Source organism: Clostridium sp. 7_2_43FAA (assembly GCF_000158375.2).
Classification (GTDB): Bacteria; Bacillota; Clostridia; order Clostridiales; family Clostridiaceae; genus Clostridium; species Clostridium tertium.
On sequence record NZ_JH815222.1, the window covers coordinates 3,091,915 to 3,114,954 of the forward strand.

A 23,040-nucleotide genomic window follows, 5' to 3' on the forward strand; every position below is an offset into this window, starting at 1 on the left:
TTATACCCTCTTTTCTTTAATTAAGCTTATTGATTAGCTCTTATCATTTTTATTGCTTGCTTTAATACCTTTTCACCATTCATTGTTCCATAATCAGCTGCGTTTATAACATCCACTGGAATATTTTTTTCTTTACAAGGTCCTTCTATATCTTTTAGTAAGAATTTTACTTGAGGTCCTAAAAGAACACAATCTACTTGTTTTTCATTTAATGTTTCAAAAGATTTTGCAAAAGGAAGCGCTTCTATGTTAACATTTACATTATGCTTAGTAGCAACCTCTCTCATTTTTGTTACTAGTAAGCTTGTTGACATTCCCGCGTCACAGAATAAAAATATATTTTTCATAATAATTCCTCCTAAATAAATTTAATTTATTAATTGTACAATTATACTAAGCAAGTTTTGTACCAACTTTTTAATAATTCTCTAATCTCTTTATTTTATTAATACTTTTCTAATATATTGAGGGTATAAATTTATAGTTCCTTCCAGTGTATTGCATCTTAACACACTCATTTTATAATTTTCTATTTAATTTATACTAGTGTATCATTTTTTAAATTTATATATACAATAACCATTCTACTAGAATACAATTAGAAGCTTTCTTCTATGATATAATATAATCTTTCATAATATAAAAAAATATAGCCTTAATATTTCTTAAAATTTCTTGTTATATTACAAGTGAATCTATAGAGCATATTAAAGGCTATATTCGTAATTTATTATTTTATTTTTATATTTTTGCCTTCACCTATGTAGTACACATCCTTTTAGAACTCAGTATTATTTTACTTAATCTTACATAATGTGTCTACTAATTTTATACTAATTATTATATTTAATAATATTCTAGCAAACTATAATTATTTATAACAATGTTATAATAAGGAGTCTTGAGAAAGCTTTTTATATCTTTCATATCTTTCTTTAGCATCTTCTTCTGTCTTAGCAAACAACTCTTCTGCTATTTCAGGGAAAGCTTTTGCTAATGAAGCATATCTTACTTCTCCCATTAAGAACTCTTTAAGATTACTATTTGGCTCTTTTGAATCTAAGCTAAATGCATTCTTTCCAGCAACCTTTAGGTCAGGATTATATCTGTATAAATGCCAATATCCAGATTCAACTGCTCTCTTTTCTTCATATGGAGTATTAGACATCCCCATCTTTATTCCATGACTTATACAAGTTGAATAAGCTATTATTAATGAAGGTCCATTATACGCTTCTGCTTCTGCAATTGCTTTAAGTGTTTGATTTAAGTTGGCACCCATACAAACTTGTGCTACATATACATAGCCATAAGTCATTGCCATTAATCCTAAATCTTTCTTCTTTGTTCTCTTTCCTGTTGCTGCAAATTTTGCTACTGCTGCTTCAGGAGTTGATTTTGATGATTGACCACCTGTATTTGAATATATTTCTGTATCAAATACTAAAACATTAACATTTTCGCCTGATGCTAAAACATGATCTAAGCCGCCGTATCCAATATCGTAAGCCCAACCATCTCCTCCAAAGATCCATTGAGATCTATGAACAAAAAATTCTTTATCCTTTAAAATTTCCTTTGCAATTTCAGAGTTGTCTTCTTCTAAAACTCTTGTTAAGTTTTCTGCTCTTTGTCTTGTTCCTTCTCCACTATCCTTATGGTCTAACCAATCCTTTAATACAGCCTTTGTATTTTCAGGCATATCACCCTCTAAAGCAATCCTAATGTTATCTGCAACTCTTTCTCTAATTGTTTTAACACCTAAATACATTCCTAATCCGTATTCTGCATTATCTTCAAATAAAGAGTTCGCCCAAGCAGGCCCATGACCATTGTAATTTGGTCTATAAGCTGTTGCTGCTCCTGATGCTGCCCAAATTGATGAACAACCTGTAGCATTTGCAATCATCATTCTATCTCCAAATAATTGAGTAACAAGTTTAGCATAAGCTGTTTCTCCACAACCTGCACATGCTCCTGAGAATTCAAGTAGTGGTTGCTCAAATTGGCTTCCCTTAACAGTAGTTTTACTCATAGGATTTATCTTTTGAGTAACTTCTTCAACAGCATAATTCCAAGCTTCTATTTGATCACTTTGTGTATCCATAGGCTTCATAACTAATGCTTTTCCTGGTGCAGGACAAATTTGAGCACAGTTTCCACATCCAGTACAATCTAAAGGAGTTATTCCTATTGTATATAAATATTCCTTATCGCCCTTAATTCCATTAGCCTTTAAACTCTTATAGCTACTTGGTGCATTTTTTATTTCTTGAGGTGTAGCTAAAAATGGTCTTATAACAGCATGTGGACATACAAATGAACATTGGTTACATTGAATACAATTTTCTGGAATCCACTCTGGAACATTAACTGCAATTCCTCTCTTTTCAAAAGCAGTTGTACCAGCCATAAATGTACCATCTTCTGCACCATATTCTATGAATTTAGATACAGGTAAGTGATTTCCTTCTAATTTATTTATTGGAATACATATTTCCTCAACGAATTTAGGAACATCCATTTTTTCTTCTAACTTATCATCTTCAGCATTTTTCCATTCTTCAGGTGGATTTATCTTAACTAAAGATTCAATACCTTTATCAATAGCTTCGTAGTTCATGTTAACTACTTTTTCACCCTTTTTACCATAAGATGTAACAACTGCTTGCTTTAAGTATTTAACAGCATCTTCAAGTGGAATTATATTAGCAAGCTTAAAGAAAGCTGATTGCATTATCATATTGATTCTTCCACCAAGACCTATTTGTTGCGCTATTTTTATGGCATTAATAATATAAAAATCTATATTATTTTCTACTATATATCTCTTCATGCTTGCAGGAAGTTTTTCATTTAATTCTTCCTCAGTCCATATTGTATTTAAAACAAATGTACCATTTTTTCTAAGTCCTTTTAATAAATTGTAATTATACACATAAGATTGATTATGGCATGCTACAAAGTCTGCTTGATCTATCTCATAATGTGATCTTATCGGAGTTTTACCAAATCTTAAGTGAGATACAGTTATTCCTCCTGATTTTTTAGAATCATAAGCAAAATATCCTTGCGCATACATATTTGTATGATCACCAATTATCTTAATTGCACTCTTATTTGCACTTACTGTTCCATCTGATCCTAGTCCCCAGAACTTACATGCTGTTGTTCCTTCTGGTGCAACATCAATTTCTTCTTTTGGTGAAATTGATAAATTAGTAACATCATCTTCTATACCAATAGTGAATCTGTTCTTTGGCTTTTCTTGACTCAAATTTTCAAAAATTGCTGCTATATGTGATGGATATGGGTCCTTTGATCCAAGTCCGAATCTTCCTCCATATACCTTAGGTGGAGTATCCATTTCACTTACTGCTCTAACAACATCTAAGTATAATGGCTCACCAATTGAACCTAGTTCTTTTGTTCTATCTAACACTGCTATTTTCTTAACAGTCTCAGGTATAACTTTTAATAATCTTTCTATTGAAAATGGTCTATAAAGTCTTACTTTTACAAGCCCAACCTTTTCACCATTTTTCCTTAAGTAATCTATGGCTTCTTCTGCAACTTCCATTACAGAACCCATAGCTACAAGTATTCTATCCGCTTCCGGGTCCCCATAATAATCAAAGCAGTGATATTCTCTTCCTGTAAGCTCTGTAATCTTTGCCATATATCCTTCAACAACTTCTGGGATATCATCATAATACTTATTTAATGATTCGCTTAATTGGAAATATGTATCTGGATTTTGTGATGTTCCCCTTACAACTGGATGATCAGGATTTAATGAATTTTTTCTAAAATCATTAATTGCATCATAATCAACTAACTTAGCTAATTCTTCGTATTCTAAAACTTCTATCTTTTGAATTTCATGAGAAATTCTAAAACCATCAAAAAAATTCAGAAATGGCATTCTAGCTTTAATTGCAGTTAAATGTGCAACTGGTGCTAAATCCATAACTTCTTGTACTGACCCTTCAGATAACATTGCAAAACCTGTTTGTCTTGCAGCCATAACATCTTGATGATCTCCGAATATACTTAGTGATGATGTTGCTATTGCTCTGGCTGCAACATGTATAACTGCTGGAAGTCTTTCACCCACCATCTTATACATATTAGGAACCATTAATAATAAACCTTGAGATGCTGTAAATGTAGTAGTTAAAGCTCCAGCTTGAAGTGATCCGTGTACTGCTCCAGCTGCTCCAGCTTCTGATTGCATTTCTACTATATTAACTGGTTTTCCAAAAATATTTTTTCTTCCTTGTGCTACCCACTCATCCATATGTTCTGCCATAGGTGAAGATGGAGTAATTGGAAAAATTGCACTTACTTCTGTGAACGCATAGGAAACATATGCTGCAGCAGTATTCCCATCCATTGTTTTTGTTTTTCTCATATCTTTATTAATCCTCCTTATGAATTAAAAATAACTGCATTTATAAATAAATTTATAATAATTTAAGTATTTGCATAGAACTCGTCTATTATTCAATTTTAAAAACATGCATTTAAAATACTATACCAAAATTTTCTTAAACTTTAAAGATAATAATTATCTATAAATAATTATTAAATGAATATTCTTTATTTAATATAAAAAAAGTAGGAGAGTTATCTCCTACTTTACCACTTTAACTGCTTTTTCATTTCAATCACAAGTATATGTGATTTTTTATCAGCCTTTATTAAAATATCTTCTTCAATTATTTCAAGTGCATCTCTTTCATTTAATTCTAAATTATTAATTGTAGAATTTCCTTCTATTTGAACTAAATAAGCCTGTCTATTAAAACCAACTTGGAAGTCTATTTCTTTTCCTTCATCTAGCTCTACTACATAAAAGTTTGCATCTTGATTTATTTTAATAGCTGCATCTCCATCTTTGCTTGAAACTATATTAAGCCACTTATTTTTTCTATCATCCCAATTGAATCTATAATCACCGTATGCCGGCTTATATCCTTTTTTATCTGGAATAATCCATATTTGTAGTAACCTAGCTGTACTATCCCCTAAATTATGTTCACTATGATATACTCCTGTTCCTGCACTCATATATTGAACATGTCCTCTAGAAATAGTATTTCTATTTCCCATAGTATCTCCATGAGTTAATTCTCCATCAACTACATAAGATACTATCTCCATATCCTTATGAGGATGTAAATCAAAACCAGTATTACCTTCAATTAAGTCATCGTTTATAACTCTTAACACTCCAAAATTCATATTATCTATATTAAAATATTCTGCAAAAGAAAAATGGAATATACTCTTAAGCCATCCTAAATTACTTTTTCCCATATTCCTATGATCTAACTTTCTTAACATAATCAAACCTCCTTAGCTTCTTATAAAATAAAAAATTAAACTTAATGATATGTATCAATGATACTAATTCTTCATTTACTAATTTTAAATGAAGCATTATAAGTTGGCGAAGATAAATAGAATATGTGAAATAAGCATATAGCGAGCAATTAGAAGTACTTGGTGAAGGAAAAACTACTAGTTGGTTTGTTTGAGCGCAGCGAGTTAACCAAAACTCTTGGCATAGTAGTTTTTCCAAGCCTAGTACTTCTTTGCACAGCTATTTGGCTTATGGAACATATCTAGTTATCGTAGCCTTTATATTCACTTATTTCATTATCTTTACTCTGTTTTCTATTGGTGAAAATTCTTTTTCTCCAGCTGGAGCAGTGCCTTTACCAAATGGCATTTGAGCAATCATCTTCCAATTACTTGGTATATTGAATTCTTTTCTAACTTCATCTTCTATTAATTCAGTATAATGTTGTAATGTTGCTCCAAGTCCTTCAATAGATAATGCTATCCAAATAGCAAATTGTAACATTCCTGAAGTTTGCTGTGCCCAAACTGGGAAATTATCTTTATAAAGTTCAAATTGTTTTTGTAATGATTCCACTACGCTAAAATCTTCAAAATATAATACTGTTCCATAACCAGCTTTAAATGAATTTATTTTTTCTTCAGTTGAAGCAAAATTTTCTTCTGGAACTATTTTTCTTAAAGCTTCCATTGCAATATCCCATAACTTATCGTGTTTTTCTCCAAATAATACAACAACTCTTGAAGTTTGTGAATTAAAAGCAGATGGAACATGCTTTACAGAATCTTCTATTACTGCTTGAATCCTTTCATCTGATACTGGCGATTCCTTGCTAATTGAATATATACTTCTTCTTTCTTTTATTGCATCATAAAAATTTTTACTCATTTATATCATTCTCCTATCATATCATTTTAAATTTTTAATTAGTCTTAATTGTTTATCCATCTAAAATAATCTTTTTAAAATCTATAAAGCTATAATTTAAAACTTATTGCTTTAATATTTTTCTTAATTGAATTAAGTTATCTACTAATTCTCTTTTAGTATCTTCATTTAATTCAATAAATAAATTATCTAAGAACTCCTTATGTTTTGGGAATATATCTGAAATAAATTCTCTTCCTTTCTCTGTTAAAGAAACATAAAATACTCTTTTATCCTTTTCACATTTCCTCCTAACAACCAATTCCTTCTTTTCTAATTTATTTATTACATATGTTATTGTTCCACTTGTAACTAAAATTTTTTCAGCTACTTTTTGTACTGGTTGATCACCTTTATGATATAGCATTTCTAAAACGCCAAATTCGCTAATATTAAGTCCAAACTCTTGAACATTTTTTTCTATTTCAAAAAACATATCATTATAAGTTCTAGCCATAGCAATAACTAGTTTTAAATTTATATCGCTCATATCTTCACCTACATTATCTTGATTTCAAGATAATTATATCCCTAATATATCTTTAAGTCAAGATAATTATCGATAATAATTATCATTGCTTTAATAACTAAATATTTTACTGTATATATCTCCTTATATTATGGCGAATATTCTACTAATTGATTCTTATCACTCAAAACAAAACATACTTTTTTTTACTTAATATAAATAAAAAATACATAAAGCCTCTATTAAAATTAGTAGAGACTTTATGCATTATAACTTTTATAAATATTATATTAATTTCTATGTACTATATTCCTTTTAAAGCATCATCAAAATTATCTACATATTGAACTGATTCAGTCCAACCTGGTATTTCTTTTCCTAATCTCTTAAATTGAGATATAGTAACAATATTGCCTTGTGTGACTAAAAATCTACTCTTAAATGGAACTTCCATATATCTTTGTAATAAAGTTCCTAACATATTTGCTACAGCTGGACTTGATGGCTTTAATTCTGCCGCATCAATTACTAAAGCATAATCCTTTGATGGAAATGTCTTAGTAATAGCATCATAATCCTTTAAAAAAGATGCCCCATCTTCTTCACTAAAAAATCCTGAAGCTTGTGCATGAAAAACCTTCTTTACCTTGTCCACATTTAATTGATAATTTGAATTTTTTCCTTGGTATTTTACCATAATAAATCCTCCTAAAATTATTTTTTATAAACTTACTAACATTACTATATATTAGTATATTTATCTTTAGAATTTAAATAATAAAACAGTTACTACTGAGCCTGACCCCATAGATGCTAATGTAACATAGTCACCTTTTTTTATTTTTTCAGATTTCAATGCTCTATCAAGAGCTATTATAGGACTTGTTGTTCCAGTATAGCCAAATTCATCTCCAATATAGGTTGTCCTATTCTTATCTATATCTAACTTCTCTAATGTAAGTCTCGCATCAGGAATTGTAAACTGAGAAAAAATAAGATGATTAATATCATTTACCCTTATTCCATTATCCTCAGCAACTTCTTTAATTAAATCTACCCAAACATCAGATATAAAACTTCCATCAAAAGGCTTCCAAGACCATCTCTTATCATCCTCTTCCTCTATTCCATCTCTTATAATTTTTGAGTATCCTGCTTTAGGCATAAGTATATTATTACATTCTGATGCTTGCGCTAAATGCGTAGAATCAATAAATCCTCTCTTTTCATCTTCATCAACCTTTTCTAAGATAACTGCTGCTGCTGCATCTCCAAAGTTTGAATATGAAACTGAATCATTAGGACTTCCCACAGAACTAAATAGTATTCCTCCAACAACTAGAGCCCTTTTAAATCTTTTATTAGTCATTAGTATTCTACTTGCCTGATCTAATGCAGTTATCATTCCCAGACAATTTGTATTTGTATCATATGCCATTTGTATCTTAGCTTCTGGACCACCTAACATCTCTAACACCTTAACTGCATTAGATGGTGATGTATATTCTGGTGTATCTGTTGCAAAAATAAGTAAATCTATATCACTGATATTTAATTTTGCATCTTTTAATGCCTCTATACTTGCCTTGTGAGCCATAGTTATAACAGTTTCATTAGGATCATTAGAAATATATCTATATTCTCTTTCTAAATGCTTTAATAAACCCGATACTTCAATGCCCATTTCATTAAAATGATTAATAAAATAATCATTATGTATTCTATTTGCAGGATGATCTACTCCTGTACTTATAATATTAATATTTTGATATCTCATATATACCTCTCCATTTTGGCCTAACTATAATCTATTTTTTAATTTTAATAACTTTTGTTATAATATATCATTACTATAAATATCATAATATTCACTATATGTACATATTATAGTATAATATTCCAAATTACAACATTTTAATAAGAATTTTATTATAATTATAAATATTCTTATATTTTATTCAGAGTAATTTTCCAGCAAAAAGATAAGGATTATGTTATTTAGTAATACATAATCCTTATCTTTCTAATTATTTTATTTTTATATGGGCGTCTTTAAATGTTTTATTTTTTATTTATCTTTCAGCCTTCTATTAATCTTCTAACTTGATTATAGTAATGCTCTATCTTAATTAATATTTCACTATCTTCTGGTAATTTTGCTATCTCAGATAATGATCCTTTTACACCTTTACTTTTTATTAAATTTTGTAGCTGTCTACTCTGCTCATCCTCATCATTTTTGTAGTGCATAGCTGCTCCAACCCCTAATAGTAAATTTTCAGAATCAATATTGTATCCTTTTGCTGTTATTAAGGGCTTTATTAATCTGTCATTTTTATTTAATTTTCTTAAAGGCTCTCTTCCTACCCTTGCAACATCATCCTTTAAGTAAGGATTTTTAAATCTTCCTATAATTTTATCAATATATTTAATATGGCTTTCTCTATCAAATCCATACTTTGCAATTAAGGCTTCTCCACTTTCAATCATAGCCTTCCTTACAAAATTATATATTTTTTCATCATTTATACTTTCATCTATAGTTCTATATCCCTTTAAGTATCCAAAATATGCCGTAATAGCATGTCCAGTATTTAATGTAAATAACTTTCTTTCTATATAAGCTACTAAATTGTCTACTAAATTCATTCCTTCAATATTAGGAATCTCACCCTTAAAAGCATTTTTTTCAACATTCCACTCATGAAAACTTTCAACAACTACATCTAAAATATTTTCACTTTTCACAGGAGGAACTATTCTATCAACTGAGCAATTAGGAAACCCAATATATTTTTCTAAATATTCCAACTCTTTTTCATTTAAATATTTTATAACTTCATCTCTAAGTTGAGAGCTTGCCTTAACTGCATTTTCACAAGCAATTATATTTAGATATTCTTGCATATTATTTTCTCTTCTAAGCTTAATTCCATTTGCTATTGTTTCTGCTATTCTAGGTAAAATTAAAGGTCCAACTGCTGTTGTAATTATATCTGCTTCCTTTATTTCATTTAAAATACTTTTGCTATTTGATAACACACCACTTATATTATTTATTTTTTCTTCTGTACATTGTATATCCATAATATTTATAGTGTATTGCTTATCTTCATTAATTTTATTTATTATAGATTCATTTACATCTGCAAAAACTACATGATATCCTGATTTAGATAACAATGCTCCTATAAAACCTCTTCCTATATTTCCAGCTCCAAATTGTATTGCCTTTTTCATAAAAACCCTCCTTATTTCTTAAATACTTCTAAAATTTCCTTCTTATCTCTCGTCTTATTAAGTTTATCTACCAATTCAATATCTTCTAGTGATATTGCTATATTAGATAGTATTTCTAAATGTTCATCTCCAACTCCAGCTATACCTATAACTAAATATGCAAGCTCTTCGCCAAAATCAATTCCTTCTGGATATTGTAGAACTACTATTCCAGATGCTTTTATATTTCTCTTAGCTTCTCCTATTCCATGAGGAATTGCAACTCCCATTCCTATATAAGTAGAAATAACTCTTTCTCTCTCCAACATAGCGTCTACGTAATTTTCATTTACGTACCCACCTTTTACTAATAGCTCTCCTGCTCTCTTAATGGCATCTTCTTTGCCTTCACTTTCTAACCCTAAAATTATATTGCTTTCTGATAAAATCGGTAAATTATTCTTTTCATCTGTAGCATTTAAAATATTCTTTATTTGTAATTTTTGCTTTAAGCCTTTTAACATATTATCTTCCAACCTTTCAAATAATTTATCTATTTTATTGTCACTTAAAAAATCTTCTATAAATATATGTTCTGCATGCGGAGAATTTCTTTTTGCTCTTTCTACTAAATTAATGTGGCTAATTACTAAATCAGCATCTTGTGGTATTGAATCAACTGATGAATTAGTTACTTCAATATTTAACCCTAAAGATTTTATTCTTTTCCTAAATTTTGTTGCTCCCATTGCACTAGATCCCATTCCAGCATCACATGCAAATACAATTTTTTTAATTTCATTATTTTCTGCTTCATTCACTTCAAAATCTTCTTTTTCTCCTTCTATTGCTTCCTTTGATCCCTTATCTATTGATAACATTCTTATAAATATTATTACTACTACAATAGAAACTATAAAAATCGCAGGTATTAATCCTTTTGATACAATGAATTCTTTAATATTTTTTAAAGCACTCAACAATCCAAAGGTTAATGGACTAATTATAATAAACCCCATTATTGCTAATACCATACCAATTGTCCCGATGGAAAAGTTATTAACTAACATTTCAAATCCTGCTGGTATCCTATTTTCCATAACCTTATCGAAAGTCTTGATTATATATGCTGATAAAGGTCCAACTATCATTGCTCCAATTATCATTACTATTACTGTATCTGTTCCTACTATCAATCCCATAGTTGCTACTGCAGCTATAATTCCTCCTCTGTATCCTGAAACCATATTTCCGCCTTTTATTGAAATTATTAATGGAAAGAGGTATTTTACCATTGAATCTGCTAAAGATTCTAATGCTTCATTATGAAAAAAGCCTTCTGGAATAACTAGCAAAGTTATAAGTCCCCAAGAAATAAATACTCCTATATTAGCCATTATCATCGAACCTAAGAATTTAACTACTCTTTGAAACTTAGACCTTATCACTCCTTATCCCTCCAAGCTTATTTTTATCTTACTTATATAAATTTCCTTTAATATCTTTTCAACCTCTTGAGAAGCTTCTTTACTATCTTTCTCATTTAAAATATTTAAAAATCTTTCATTTTCAATGATTGCACCATTTATCTTACTCATGAGTTCTGAAGTAATTTCTTTATAGTCTTCTGGTATTATAGATATTAAAACTCCCTTGATTACTCCTTTTTCATTTTTAAATTGACCTTTAATTTTTAAATATCCAAACCTCCCACTATCTAAACATTTACATTTACAATGTAAAAGCAGTATATTTAAATCTTTTAAATAAGTACTATTAACCTTTTCTCTATCTAGTATTTTATTTTTTATTTCTTCAGCTTCTTTTCTGTCTTTTGAAAATAACTTACTTGCTTCCTCAATTATTTCTTCTAAATCTCCAATATCCTTAATTTCTTTTATTTTCACATTATCTACTATTGATATAATTTCATTTCCTAACTCTGTAATTTCTCTAATTCCCATAGCCTTTTTATTATTTACGTCTACTTTCTTTATAACATTTTTGTATTTCTTATTTTTAAGTATTTTCCTAAAACTATCTTGTAATAATCCCTTATCATGTAAAGATAAAATTGGATCAACACAAATATTTTTAAAATTTATATCTAGTGGGACTGTGGAAACTATAATGTCTACTTCATCCTTTTTTAATTTATCTTCGTCTATATTTATAGCAGATATTGTACCTATAACTTCAACATTATTAAATTCTCTTTCTAATAGTGCTGCTAGAAGACTTGAAGTTCCAATACCAGTTGGGCAAGATATTACTACTTTTATTTTTTCTTCCAACCCCTTTTTATAAATAGCTGCAGCTATATGCATAGTTATATATGCTATTTCCGAATCTGGAATTTCGTCAACCTTAGTATTTAATTTAAGTATTTCGCAAGCCTTTTTTGTTGCATTATATTCCATTGGATATTTTTCTTTTATATTATTTAATAGAGGATTTCTTATATTTAATTTCATCTTTAACCTGCTTATTGCAGGTACTAAATGATTTGTAAGGTCCTTTAAAAGCCTTTCATCATCTTTCAAAAAAATATTTAATTCTTTTTCCACTACTTCAACTATATTTTTTCCTATTCTCTTAATATCAAGATTAGCTATATCCTCTTCTAATTTTGAAACAGAATTCAGTCTAAGCTTTGCCCCTTTAAGATGCATAGTGATATATCCAATCTCATCTACAGGAATTTCTATATTGAATTTACTTTCAATATTTCTTACTAACATTTTTCCTATTTCAAATTCTGGCAATTTAGCTAGTTCTTCTAAAACATCTGGGTCTATCTTTATATTTTCTTTATTTTTTATTCTTTGAATAGCTAGAGATAAATGAACTACTAACCCTATATAAGCGCTATCTACAAGTCTAATATCATTTTCTTTTTCTAATCCTGAAACGATTTCTTCAATAGCTTTTATTATGGACTTGTCTATAAAATTTAAAAGTCTATTTTCTATTGAAAATTCTACTATTCCATTTTCTCTATTAGTTATTAAGGAGCCTTTTAAAAGATTTATTAATTCTTTTTCTTCTAAAGTTTCATATAAGATATTCGTAAGTGCTTTTCTATAATCATTTTCTTTACCTTCAACATAAACTCCAAGCCCTGGCTTTCTAACTAACTTTATGTTGAATGATTTTAGCCAATCTTCTATGCTATCTAAATCATTACTTAAAGTTCCTTCTGAAGTTTTTAAAAGCGATGTAAAGTAAAATGATTTAATTGGATCCTTTGAAATTAGTAACTCGCTTATTATTATCCGTTTTCTTTCTTCCTTAGAGTACTCTTTTTCAATTCTTTCTATTTCTAGTAATTCTAATATTAACTTTTGATTTTCTAAATCTTCATCAATTACTAGACCCACTCCTGGTTTTTTTATAAACTTAAACTCATTTTCTTCCAACCACTTTTCTATCTTTGGCATTTCTCGTAATACCGTTCTAGAACTTAATGATAATTTATCTGCTATTGATGATATTGTTATTGGATTTGTTACTGTAGATCTAGTTAATATTTGAATTATTTCTTTCTGTCTAGAGTTTAGTTTTTTGTTTCTCATATTAAACCTCTCCATTAATGACATTTTTGCTTGTCCAACTCCTTACATCTATATTTTAAACTTTGTTATATCTTAACTCAATTTAATCATCCATTATAAATGTCTTAATCACTTAGTGACACTTTTAAATAGAAGGTTATCTTTATTTATCATTATATCAAAGTTACATTTGGTTTTTATAAGAAACTATTTCTATCAAATGAACAATTAAACAATTTATAGCAGCTTCTCTAAATAATAAAAAAGACGTAAGTATTTACGTCTTTTTATTATTATTTATTTGCTAGTCTATTATATAAGTTTTGAATATTATCATCAGTTAAAAAGTTTTGAATTGCTATTAATTCTGCATTAGGACAAGACTTCTTAGCTCTATCTATTAATGTTTTATGAGTAACTACAATATCCGTATCTTTAGGTATCTCATCCACAGATGCATGAATAACTTCTATTCCAAGATTTAACTCTTTAATCTTATTTCTAAACTTTGAAGCTCCCATTGCACTTGATCCCATACCTGCATCACAAGCAAATACTATCTTTTTCACGCTAGATTTATTTATATTTTTCATTTCATTGACTTTGCCTTTTGCTTCTTCTAGATCTTCTTCTTTTGCATTCTTTGATGCTATTTTAATAAATGGTGCAGCCACTAAGAATGAAACTACTGTTGCTACTGCCACCCCTGCTAAAACTGGTAGCAATCCACCCTTTGGTGCCATCGCCATTAATGCAAATATACTTCCTGGTGAAGGTGTTGCTACAAGCCCTGCTCCCAATATTGTAAATACTAATATTCCTGATGCTCCTCCTGCTATTACAGCTAATACAAGTAGCGGATTCATTAATACATATGGGAAATAAATTTCATGAATACCACCAAGGAAATGTATTATTGCTGCTCCTGGTGCAGATTGTTTTACTGATCCTTTACTATACATCCAATAAGCTAATATTATACCTAATCCAGGTCCTGGATTTGCTTCTAATAAGAACATTATCGATTTACCACTTTCTTGAACTTGTTCTAGTCCTATTGGTCCTAAAACTCCATGGTTAATAGCATTATTTAAGAATAAAATCTTACCTGGCTCTATGAATAGTGAAACTAAAGGTAATAATTTTCTTGCAACTAAGGCTTCTACACCTGTTTTTAATATTCCTGTTAAAACTACTACAACTGGACCTATTGCAAAAAATCCAAGTATAGCTAATATCATACCTAATATACCGATAGAAAAGTTATTAACAAGCATTTCAAAACCTGATGGAATTTTTCCATCTACAACTTTGTCAAACTTTTTAATTACAAAACCAGCTAATGGTCCCATAATCATTGCTCCAATAAACATTGGAATATCTGCTCCTACTATAACACCCATAGTAGCAACTGTTCCTATAACCCCTCCCCTTGCACCGCCTACCATCTTACCTCCTGTATAACCAATTAGTAATGGTAATAAGTACTTAATCATTGGGTCTACTAAGCTTCCTAATAACTCATTTGGTATCCATCCAGTCGGAATAAAAAATGCTGTTATAAGTCCCCAAGCAATAAATGCTCCAATATTGGGCATTACCATACCACTTAGAAATTTCCCAAATTTTTGCATAGAATCTCTTGCACTAGTTTTAGAATTTGTCATTATTTTCCCCTCCATTTATTTATTTTCCATTGTAAACTTTTACTTTGTAATTTAATTATATTTATACATGCACATTAATTCAATTTGAAGAAACCGGCCTTTTGTCATCTAACATTGGTGACAAGTTTATAATGAATTGTGAATATAAGAGCGAAAATAAATAGATATATTTCCATAAGCTAAATAGCTGTGCAAAGAAGTAATAGGCTCTGAAAACCTACTATGCCAAGAGTTTTGGTTAACTCGCTACGCTCAAACAAACCAACAACACTAAGGCCTAGTAGTTTTTCCTTCACCAAGTACTTCTAATTGCTCGCTATATGCATATTCCACATATTCTATTTATCTTCGCTAACTTATATTTCTCAACTTAACATTACTAAATGAATAATTATGCTGAATAAAATATAAAATAAAGAGGCTATGCTAGCATAGCCTCTTTATTTACTTGTATTAAATTTTCTTACATCATATCATTTAGAACTTTTACAAATGCTTCTTCTTCTAAATCAGTGTATCCTTTAGAAATTATTTGATCTATATCTTCCTTATTAAAAACATAACAATACTCTTCACCTAAATATCCCTCTGGATAAAGACAACCTAAGTAATCATTTAAAGTTTCGCCATTTTCAGAATAAATTTTTCTTCCTATAATCATTAATTTTTTATATCCTTCTTTTAGTACAACTATTGACCCTAGTGGTAATAAATCCATTTTATCTCCTCCAGATTATGTATATAATTCTATAAACATTGTACTACATATGATTCTTTTTATATAGTATGTATTAATTTATTGCATAAAAATGAAAAAGCATGAAATACCATATTACTTATGACATGAAACGCCAAAGTTATCGCAATATGATATTTCACACTTAAAAACAATTATTCTAATTTTAATTTTATACTTTAGAAACGTACTATACAAACGTTTACCATTATTTTAAAATTAATAGATAATTTTCTTAAATAATTACATTTAAAATTGGACTGTATAGTTAATTTTATCTAAACTGTTTTCTATAAATATATCTTCAAGCGTTAATGTATCTCCTCTTAAATCTACTATATTTGATAACTCATACTCCCATTTCCAATTCTTATTGGTAAATATGTTTACTGCCTTGCTATTTTCATTTATTTCAAACGGCTCGCTTATATTTCCTACTGCCAAAACTTTAGTCTCATTAGTATCTGTTGCCTCTACTAATGCAAATTTTTCAAATTGCTTATAATTATTAGGTAAATTATTTAATGCATAGATTCCATTTTCTATTACATCGTTAATAGTATCTCTCGTTGCTTTTAGAACTATTATCTTCTCTTGACCCATTAAATTACTTGTTAAACACATAAGATCACCTCTTTTTTAATATCTCCAATCACTTTTATTATATGTTTATTTTTTATCAGATATATTAATTTTTAAATTTTATATCCTATTAAATAAGAAATTTACAAATCTTAGATCTATTTTTTTCTATTGTACTTATCTAAAGCAAGTTATACTTTACCACTTATTCAAAACTCTTTCTGCAAAAGCTAAAAAATCTTTTAAGACTATCTTTGTACCATCATCTAATATCATAGTACCATTGAATTTACCAAAAACTTGGTTTTGATCACTACAAATTAATTTCACATCAGTACAAGAAGCTCTATTTAAAATTGGTTCAAATTGCATTTCAAATCTTTGGTCGCTACTTGTAATAGTCCAAGGTTTTGTATATAAATAATTTTCATTTTCATCTTTTGGAATATTAAATGTAATATCTTCTAACTTATGCAAAATACCATCATAAAAAATAGCATTTTCACTTGCTGTACTTGTATCTCCAAATCCATAGCCAATATTAAATCCTACTTCATGATTATTAACTATTCCACAACCTGCACCCCAGTACCATATATTTTTATAATTCCAAACACCCCTCCCCCAATCCAAAATGCCTCTTGTACTATTTTTATTAAATTCATATTTAAAATCACCTAATTGAAAATATTCACTAACTTTAAACCCTACTATTTTTTGATTATAATAAAAGTGTTTTTCTTTTTTAAATGGAGTCGCAATAACCATTGAATCTTGAGGTTCTTCATCTAACTCAAGATAACAATGAAATGTTTGTTTATCATGAAAATTATCCATTCTACATTCTAAAATTCTTTTATTATCTTTATGTTTAAATGATAAGTCAATTTTTTTAGAAGTATAAGCTACATCTCCTTCTTTTGAACTTGAAGGCATATTTATTTTACCAAGGGAGCATGCCTGAATTTGTGATACTGTTTTTTCTCTTGCATTTTTAAAATCTAAAATAGAAATACTCTCTAAGATCATATAAGAATTATCTGCAAGAGTTAAAGCAATCCCATATTCATCATTATATATTAAATAATAATCCCATTCCTTAATACGTAGAGAGCTTGCTTTAATATCTTTTCTGTTATAATCTAATATTAAACTCCTTGCATATCCTGGTTGATTTAAGTTTCCTTGTTCATTTAATAATTTTGTATTCTCTATAATCTCTCTTTGCATCGTAGTCCCCTTTCTTTTATAATAAAGTTCAAATAAATGATAAAAAGAATCTCCTAATTTATTTATATAAAAGTTATACTTATCGTGTGTCCTCATTTAGATTATGTATATTTTAATTTTACCATATTTATCTATTTTTAATAATATATACCTTAAAATAGAACTTTTTTAAATCAATGTCCAATTCAATTTCAATTAGCTTTATTGCCTTTAAAAAGTTAATCTTTTATTTTTATAAAGGGGGTCGCGTTTCGCGACCCCCTTTTAAACTATTGATTTCACTTACTTAAAGGCATTTTTAAATTTAAATATCAATTTTTATCATTTATATATGCGCAAAGGGAAGCTCGAATTAGAACTTCCCTTTTTATGAGCTAATATCAATTTTTTTTGATATAGCCTTATTCTTATATTATTAAGCTTCTTTAGATAGCTTTTCTAAATCTCCTATTATTACTTTTACTAAATCTAATTTACCTTTAGCATAATCTTTTTCACTTAGCAAATCCATTCCAAGCTCTAGTGCTTTTTCTGTTTCTTTATATTCATTTAATAAAGTTTTAATTAATTCTTCTCTCATAATTACATCTCTCCCTTATAATTACAATAAAATTATTCAACAGTCACTGATTTTGCTAAGTTTCTTGGCTTGTCTACATCACAACCCTTTTGCTTAGCCATATAGTATGCTAATAATTGAAGTGGAACTACTGATAATACTGGTGTCAATAAAGCATTTGTCTTTGGAATGTAAATAACATCATCACAAACCTCTTTCGCTTCCTTATCTCCTTCATTAGCAATACCTAAAATTTTTGCACCTCTTGTTACTACTTCTCTAATGTTACTTATCATTTTATCTTTTAGCTTTTCATCTGTTAATAAAGCTATAATTGGTGTACCATCTTCAATAAGAGCAATTGTTCCGTGTTTAAGTTCCCCACCTGCATATGCCTCTGAATGAATATATGAAATTTCTTTTAGCTTTAATGAACCTTCTAAAGCTACTGCATAATCTAATCCTCTACCTAAGAAAAATACATCCTTATCCATATAGTTCTTTGAAGCATATTTTTGTAGTTTTTCTTTTTGAGTTAATATTTCTTTTACCTTTTCAGATAAATTCATTAACTCTTCCTTAAGAGCTTCTGATAATTCATTGTCTATAGTTCCTTTTATTTCTCCAAAGTATATTCCTAAAATATACATAGCTATTAATTGTGTTTCATAAGCCTTTGTTGATGCAACTGCTATTTCTGGACCTGCCCAAGTATAAACAACATGATGTGCTTCTCTTGAAACTGAACTTCCAACAACATTTGTGATAGCAAGAACTCTTGCTCCTATCCTCTTAGCATCTCTTAAAACTGCTAATGTATCTGCTGTTTCACCAGATTGGCTTACAACTATTAATAATGAATTTTCTGTTATTAATGGATCTCTATATCTAAATTCTGAAGCTATATCAACTTCAACTGGTATTTTAGCTAGCTTTTCTATTATAGTTTTACCAACTAGTCCAGCATGATAAGCTGTTCCACATGCTACTATAAATACTCTATCAAAAGATTCTAATTCCTCTTTAGTAAAATCTATATCGTCTAATTGAACTTTAGTATTCTTTATAACTCTTGATGTTAATGTATCTTTTATTGCTTTTGGTTGCTCATGAATTTCTTTTAACATAAAATCTTCATATCCACCTTTTTCAGCAGCATCTACATCCCAAGTAACATGATAAATATCTTTGTCTACAACTTCTCCATCTTCTGTCTTAATTTCTATTCCATCTCTAGTCATTATTACAAATTCTTTATCTTCTAATAAATAAACTTCTCTAGTATGGTTAATAACAGCTGGAATATCTGAAGCTATAAAGTATTCTTCTTTTCCAACTCCAACAATTAATGGACTATCTTTTCTAACTGCAACTATTTTATCTGGTTCATCTTTACAAATAACCCCTATTGCATAGCTTCCTTCCATTTTTGAAGTTGCTTTTACTACTGCTTCAAATAAATCTCCTTTATAATAATAATCCACTAAGTTTGGAATAACCTCTGTATCAGTTTCTGAGTAAAACTCATATCCTTTTCCCTTTAACCATTCCCTTAGTTTTATATAATTTTCTATTATTCCATTATGAACAACACTTATTGTTGCATTTTCATTTGTATGAGGGTGTGAATTTATATCTGATGGTTCCCCATGAGTTGCCCATCTAGTGTGTCCTATTCCCATGCTTCCTTTTAAAGGACTCTGTTCTAAATCATCAGCTAAGTTTTTTAAACGCCCTTTAAACTTTCTAACTTTAATTTCTCCATCATCCAATACTGCTACTCCTGCTGAGTCATATCCTCTATATTCAAGCTTTGATAATCCCTCAACTAATATTGGAGATGCTTCCTTTTTTCCTACGAATCCAACTATTCCGCACATATTCTTTCTTCCTTCCATTTACTTATATTATTGATTTTAAAATTAAGTAGCTATCACAACACCTTTAAATTAAAAATTTATAATGTAAAATATACTATTTTAGAAACTCCTTATTGAGTTTCTTCTTTAACTTTACATTTTTAATTATTAATTTTAAATTGTGCGATAGCACCTTGAAGGCTTTAACACCAAGCTAATCTTGTCCTGCAAATCACTTCACAGTTTTATTAGCTGTTAACGGTAGTGTGCAATACCGTGGGGCACCCGCCGAAGTATCGATACTCCCCAACCTCGTCAGCTATTTGCCCTATTAAAGATAACAAATAGCTCTGGCGCTTTTCTATTCTTCTATTCTCCTTTTAATTTTTATAATTTATTTTATGCACTTCAAATTAAAATCTACACTAATTCTAACATATTTTTTCTTAAAATCAACTATTTTAATCTAAATTTAATTATTTTTAGCTGTTTTATTAAATTAATTCTATATATCTTCTATTTACTCCTGTTTACTTCTATTAATAACTATACATGTAGATGTCTAGACATATAATCAATTGACAATGGAGAATTGATAATTGATAAATATTATTCTTTTATAATTATCTATTTTCTAGAAAAATGTAGTTACTTTTCTTTTTACAAAAGTAACTACATTTTTTATTAATTTAATTTTAATTATAAGTAGAATATACTTTACTAGCATTTAATTTAAACTGCATCGTCCTCAATAAAACTACCTATTAATTTTAATTTTTCCTGTCTAGATAATTGCTTTATTGCATATTCTCTTTTCATTGCATCTTTCTTATCTTCAAATTCTTCAAAATATACTATTTCTACTGGCAATCTAGCTCTTGTATATTTAGCTCCCTTTCCACTATTATGAGCTTTTATTCTTTTTTCTAGAGAAGTTGTCCATCCTGTGTATAAAGTGTTATCACTACATTTTAATATATAAACATAATTCATTTTATCACCTAGTCTAATCTTTACTATAATCTTAATAAGTAAATTATAACTCAATAAAAAGCCTTTATAAAAGTAATTTATAGCTTAATAAAAGGTTATCTTAAACTATACTTTTCAAGATAACCTTTTTTCACTATCTACTTTAGTGCATTTTCTATCCTATTTTTCATTTCTTCTACTTTATCTTTAGCAACATCTGTCTTTTCTCTTATTGCTTTATCATATTCGTTAAATAGATTTTCCATATCGCCTACAGTACTTTTTATGGAAGCATCTTCAACTGTATTCTTTAAATTTGTAAGTTTTCCTTTAAATTCATTGCTATATTTATCCCAATCTTCAGATTTTATATTTTCTATTCCGCCCTCAACTTTTCCTTTAAATTCTGTGTACAAATTATTTACAGAAGTCCTACTCTCATTTACTGATCCCCCTTGATTATTGGTACCATTAGTATTTGAATTTGTATTATCTGTCACGCCAGTACCATTTGTCCCATTATTTGTTCCTTCTGTTACTCCTGTGCCTGAATTTTTGTTTGTTGATGGATTTTCCGCAGTAGTTTTTCCACAGGCTACTAATCCTAAACTACAAGTTATTAACATACCTATTAATAATTTTTTCATTTTAATTCCTCCTTTTTTCACCATATAATTATTCTCTCTCTTAACCACATAATTATTTTCTCTCTTAATTTTTAAATTATACTTATTAGGTAAGCATCACATTTATGGTGCTCTCACAAGATCTATAGCCTCAAAGTCACCACAATATGATACTCATCTCACTCTAAACTTATGGTAAAAAAAGAAGGATCTATCTTAAAAGACAGTTCCTTCTTTAAAATTAAAAAATTATTTGAATTATTTCTCACAAATTAATAAAATAAATTTAAAACAACTCCAACTAATATAGTTAATGCATAAGTTACATTCATTACAACAAAATTCTTTACTGCTAATATAAAAGTATCTTTTTTAGTTTGAATTTTATTGAACTTATTTATATTTTTATTTATTACTTTTAATACTAATAATGTTACTATTGAAACTATTGGTAATATTCTAAGTAGTACTCCAACTACTATTGCTATAAATCCAATATAATATAACCATTTAAATAACTTTAAAGCATTTTCTTTTCCAATATATATTGGAAGTGTATATCTTTTATTTTCTATATCTTCATCTATGTCACAAATATTATTTACAAGCATTATATTAGAAATTCCCATTATAGCTGGTAAACTTACAATAAATATGTATATTAACTCAATTATATTGAAATTAATGCTTATATTACTTAAATTATTGAAGTTAATTGATAATATTCCCAAATCAAATATATGTATATATATAGTTAAAAATGTTATTATAAATCCCATTGCAAGGCCTGAAAATATTTCTCCAAATGGTGTTCTTGATATTGGTATTGGCCCAAATGAATACGTAATTCCTATAACAAATGAAACTGCACCTATTAATAAAACTATTATATTTGTATTTTTAACTAATAATAAGCCTAAAGCTGTTGCTAATATAAGCATAAAATAAATAGTTATCCTAACTACTTTTGGATTTAAATTATAACTAACTATAGCATTATGAGTTTCATATCCATATCCTTCTTTTTTGACTGCTTTTGCATAATCCATATAGTTATTGATTGCTGTAGTAGTCATATCAAATATTATCATTGATAAAAACATTATTATTGCATTTTTTATATTGAAATTATCATATCTGTATAAACTATAAAAAGTCCCTAATAAAAATGGAATTACACTTGCTACTTTTGTTTGTATTTCTACTAATTTTAAAAAGCTTCCTATTCCCAAAATAAATTCTCCCTTCAAAATATTTCATTACCTATTTTAT

19 protein-coding genes are annotated in these 23,040 nt (G+C 28.4%); all 19 read right to left on the reverse strand.

Annotated elements, in window-relative coordinates:
* Positions 1-26: 26 nt before the first annotated feature.
* Positions 27-347: a PTS sugar transporter subunit IIB gene (locus CSBG_RS15620; protein ID WP_008681074.1), complete on the reverse strand. Its 321-nt coding sequence runs from the start codon at positions 345-347 to the stop codon at positions 27-29.
* Positions 348-886: 539 nt separating this feature from the next.
* Positions 887-4,414: a pyruvate:ferredoxin (flavodoxin) oxidoreductase gene (gene nifJ, locus CSBG_RS15625; RefSeq protein ID WP_008681075.1), complete on the reverse strand. Its 3,528-nt coding sequence runs from the start codon at positions 4,412-4,414 to the stop codon at positions 887-889.
* Positions 4,415-4,641: 227 nt separating this feature from the next.
* Positions 4,642-5,349 (reverse strand): pirin family protein, encoded by a 708-nt coding sequence (locus tag CSBG_RS15630; RefSeq protein ID WP_008681076.1) that lies wholly within the window; start codon positions 5,347-5,349, stop codon positions 4,642-4,644.
* 307 nt (positions 5,350-5,656) lie between these two features.
* Entirely contained in the window at positions 5,657-6,256 is a 600-nt protein-coding gene (locus CSBG_RS15635; RefSeq protein ID WP_008681077.1) for a nitroreductase family protein, read from the reverse strand.
* A 103-nt stretch (positions 6,257-6,359) separates the two neighbouring features.
* Positions 6,360-6,785, reverse strand: a complete 426-nt coding sequence (locus CSBG_RS15640) for a MarR family transcriptional regulator (protein ID WP_008681078.1) — start codon at positions 6,783-6,785, stop codon at positions 6,360-6,362.
* A 283-nt stretch (positions 6,786-7,068) separates the two neighbouring features.
* On the reverse strand, positions 7,069-7,461 hold the full coding sequence (locus tag CSBG_RS15645) for a hypothetical protein (protein ID WP_008681079.1): 393 nt from the start codon (positions 7,459-7,461) through the stop codon (positions 7,069-7,071).
* A 66-nt stretch (positions 7,462-7,527) separates the two neighbouring features.
* Complete coding sequence (locus tag CSBG_RS15650) at positions 7,528-8,541, reverse strand: ketoacyl-ACP synthase III (RefSeq protein WP_008681080.1); 1,014 nt, start codon at positions 8,539-8,541, stop codon at positions 7,528-7,530.
* A 302-nt stretch (positions 8,542-8,843) separates the two neighbouring features.
* Positions 8,844-10,004 carry a mannitol-1-phosphate 5-dehydrogenase gene (locus CSBG_RS15655; RefSeq protein ID WP_008681081.1) on the reverse strand — a complete coding sequence of 387 codons (1,161 nt, stop codon included), beginning with the start codon at positions 10,002-10,004 and terminating at the stop codon, positions 8,844-8,846.
* Between the two features lie 11 nt (positions 10,005-10,015).
* The gene (locus CSBG_RS15660; protein ID WP_008681082.1) at positions 10,016-11,431 is read right to left on the reverse strand and encodes a PTS sugar transporter subunit IIA; all 1,416 of its coding nucleotides are present in this window, start codon (positions 11,429-11,431) and stop codon (positions 10,016-10,018) included.
* Between the two features lie 3 nt (positions 11,432-11,434).
* A complete protein-coding gene (locus CSBG_RS15665) occupies positions 11,435-13,558 on the reverse strand; it encodes a transcription antiterminator (RefSeq protein ID WP_008681083.1) in 2,124 nt (707 codons plus the stop codon).
* A gap of 272 nt (positions 13,559-13,830) precedes the next feature.
* The gene (locus CSBG_RS15670; protein ID WP_008681085.1) at positions 13,831-15,204 is read right to left on the reverse strand and encodes a PTS mannitol transporter subunit IICBA; all 1,374 of its coding nucleotides are present in this window, start codon (positions 15,202-15,204) and stop codon (positions 13,831-13,833) included.
* Positions 15,205-15,667: 463 nt separating this feature from the next.
* On the reverse strand, positions 15,668-15,922 hold the full coding sequence (locus tag CSBG_RS15675; RefSeq protein WP_008681086.1) for a DUF4176 domain-containing protein: 255 nt from the start codon (positions 15,920-15,922) through the stop codon (positions 15,668-15,670).
* Between the two features lie 267 nt (positions 15,923-16,189).
* Positions 16,190-16,564, reverse strand: a complete 375-nt coding sequence (locus CSBG_RS15680; RefSeq protein ID WP_008681087.1) for a hypothetical protein — start codon at positions 16,562-16,564, stop codon at positions 16,190-16,192.
* A 156-nt stretch (positions 16,565-16,720) separates the two neighbouring features.
* Positions 16,721-17,752: a DUF2804 domain-containing protein gene (locus tag CSBG_RS15685; RefSeq protein WP_035285527.1), complete on the reverse strand. Its 1,032-nt coding sequence runs from the start codon at positions 17,750-17,752 to the stop codon at positions 16,721-16,723.
* A gap of 415 nt (positions 17,753-18,167) precedes the next feature.
* Positions 18,168-18,332 carry a hypothetical protein gene (locus CSBG_RS18635; protein ID WP_008681089.1) on the reverse strand — a complete coding sequence of 55 codons (165 nt, stop codon included), beginning with the start codon at positions 18,330-18,332 and terminating at the stop codon, positions 18,168-18,170.
* Between the two features lie 32 nt (positions 18,333-18,364).
* On the reverse strand, positions 18,365-20,191 hold the full coding sequence (gene glmS, locus CSBG_RS15690; RefSeq protein WP_008681090.1) for a glutamine--fructose-6-phosphate transaminase (isomerizing): 1,827 nt from the start codon (positions 20,189-20,191) through the stop codon (positions 18,365-18,367).
* A gap of 711 nt (positions 20,192-20,902) precedes the next feature.
* A complete protein-coding gene (locus CSBG_RS15695; RefSeq protein ID WP_035285529.1) occupies positions 20,903-21,163 on the reverse strand; it encodes a GIY-YIG nuclease family protein in 261 nt (86 codons plus the stop codon).
* Between the two features lie 137 nt (positions 21,164-21,300).
* Complete coding sequence (locus tag CSBG_RS15700) at positions 21,301-21,789, reverse strand: hypothetical protein (RefSeq protein ID WP_008681092.1); 489 nt, start codon at positions 21,787-21,789, stop codon at positions 21,301-21,303.
* 251 nt (positions 21,790-22,040) lie between these two features.
* Positions 22,041-23,000, reverse strand: a complete 960-nt coding sequence (menA, locus tag CSBG_RS15705) for a 1,4-dihydroxy-2-naphthoate polyprenyltransferase (protein WP_008681093.1) — start codon at positions 22,998-23,000, stop codon at positions 22,041-22,043.
* Positions 23,001-23,040 lie beyond the last annotated feature (40 nt).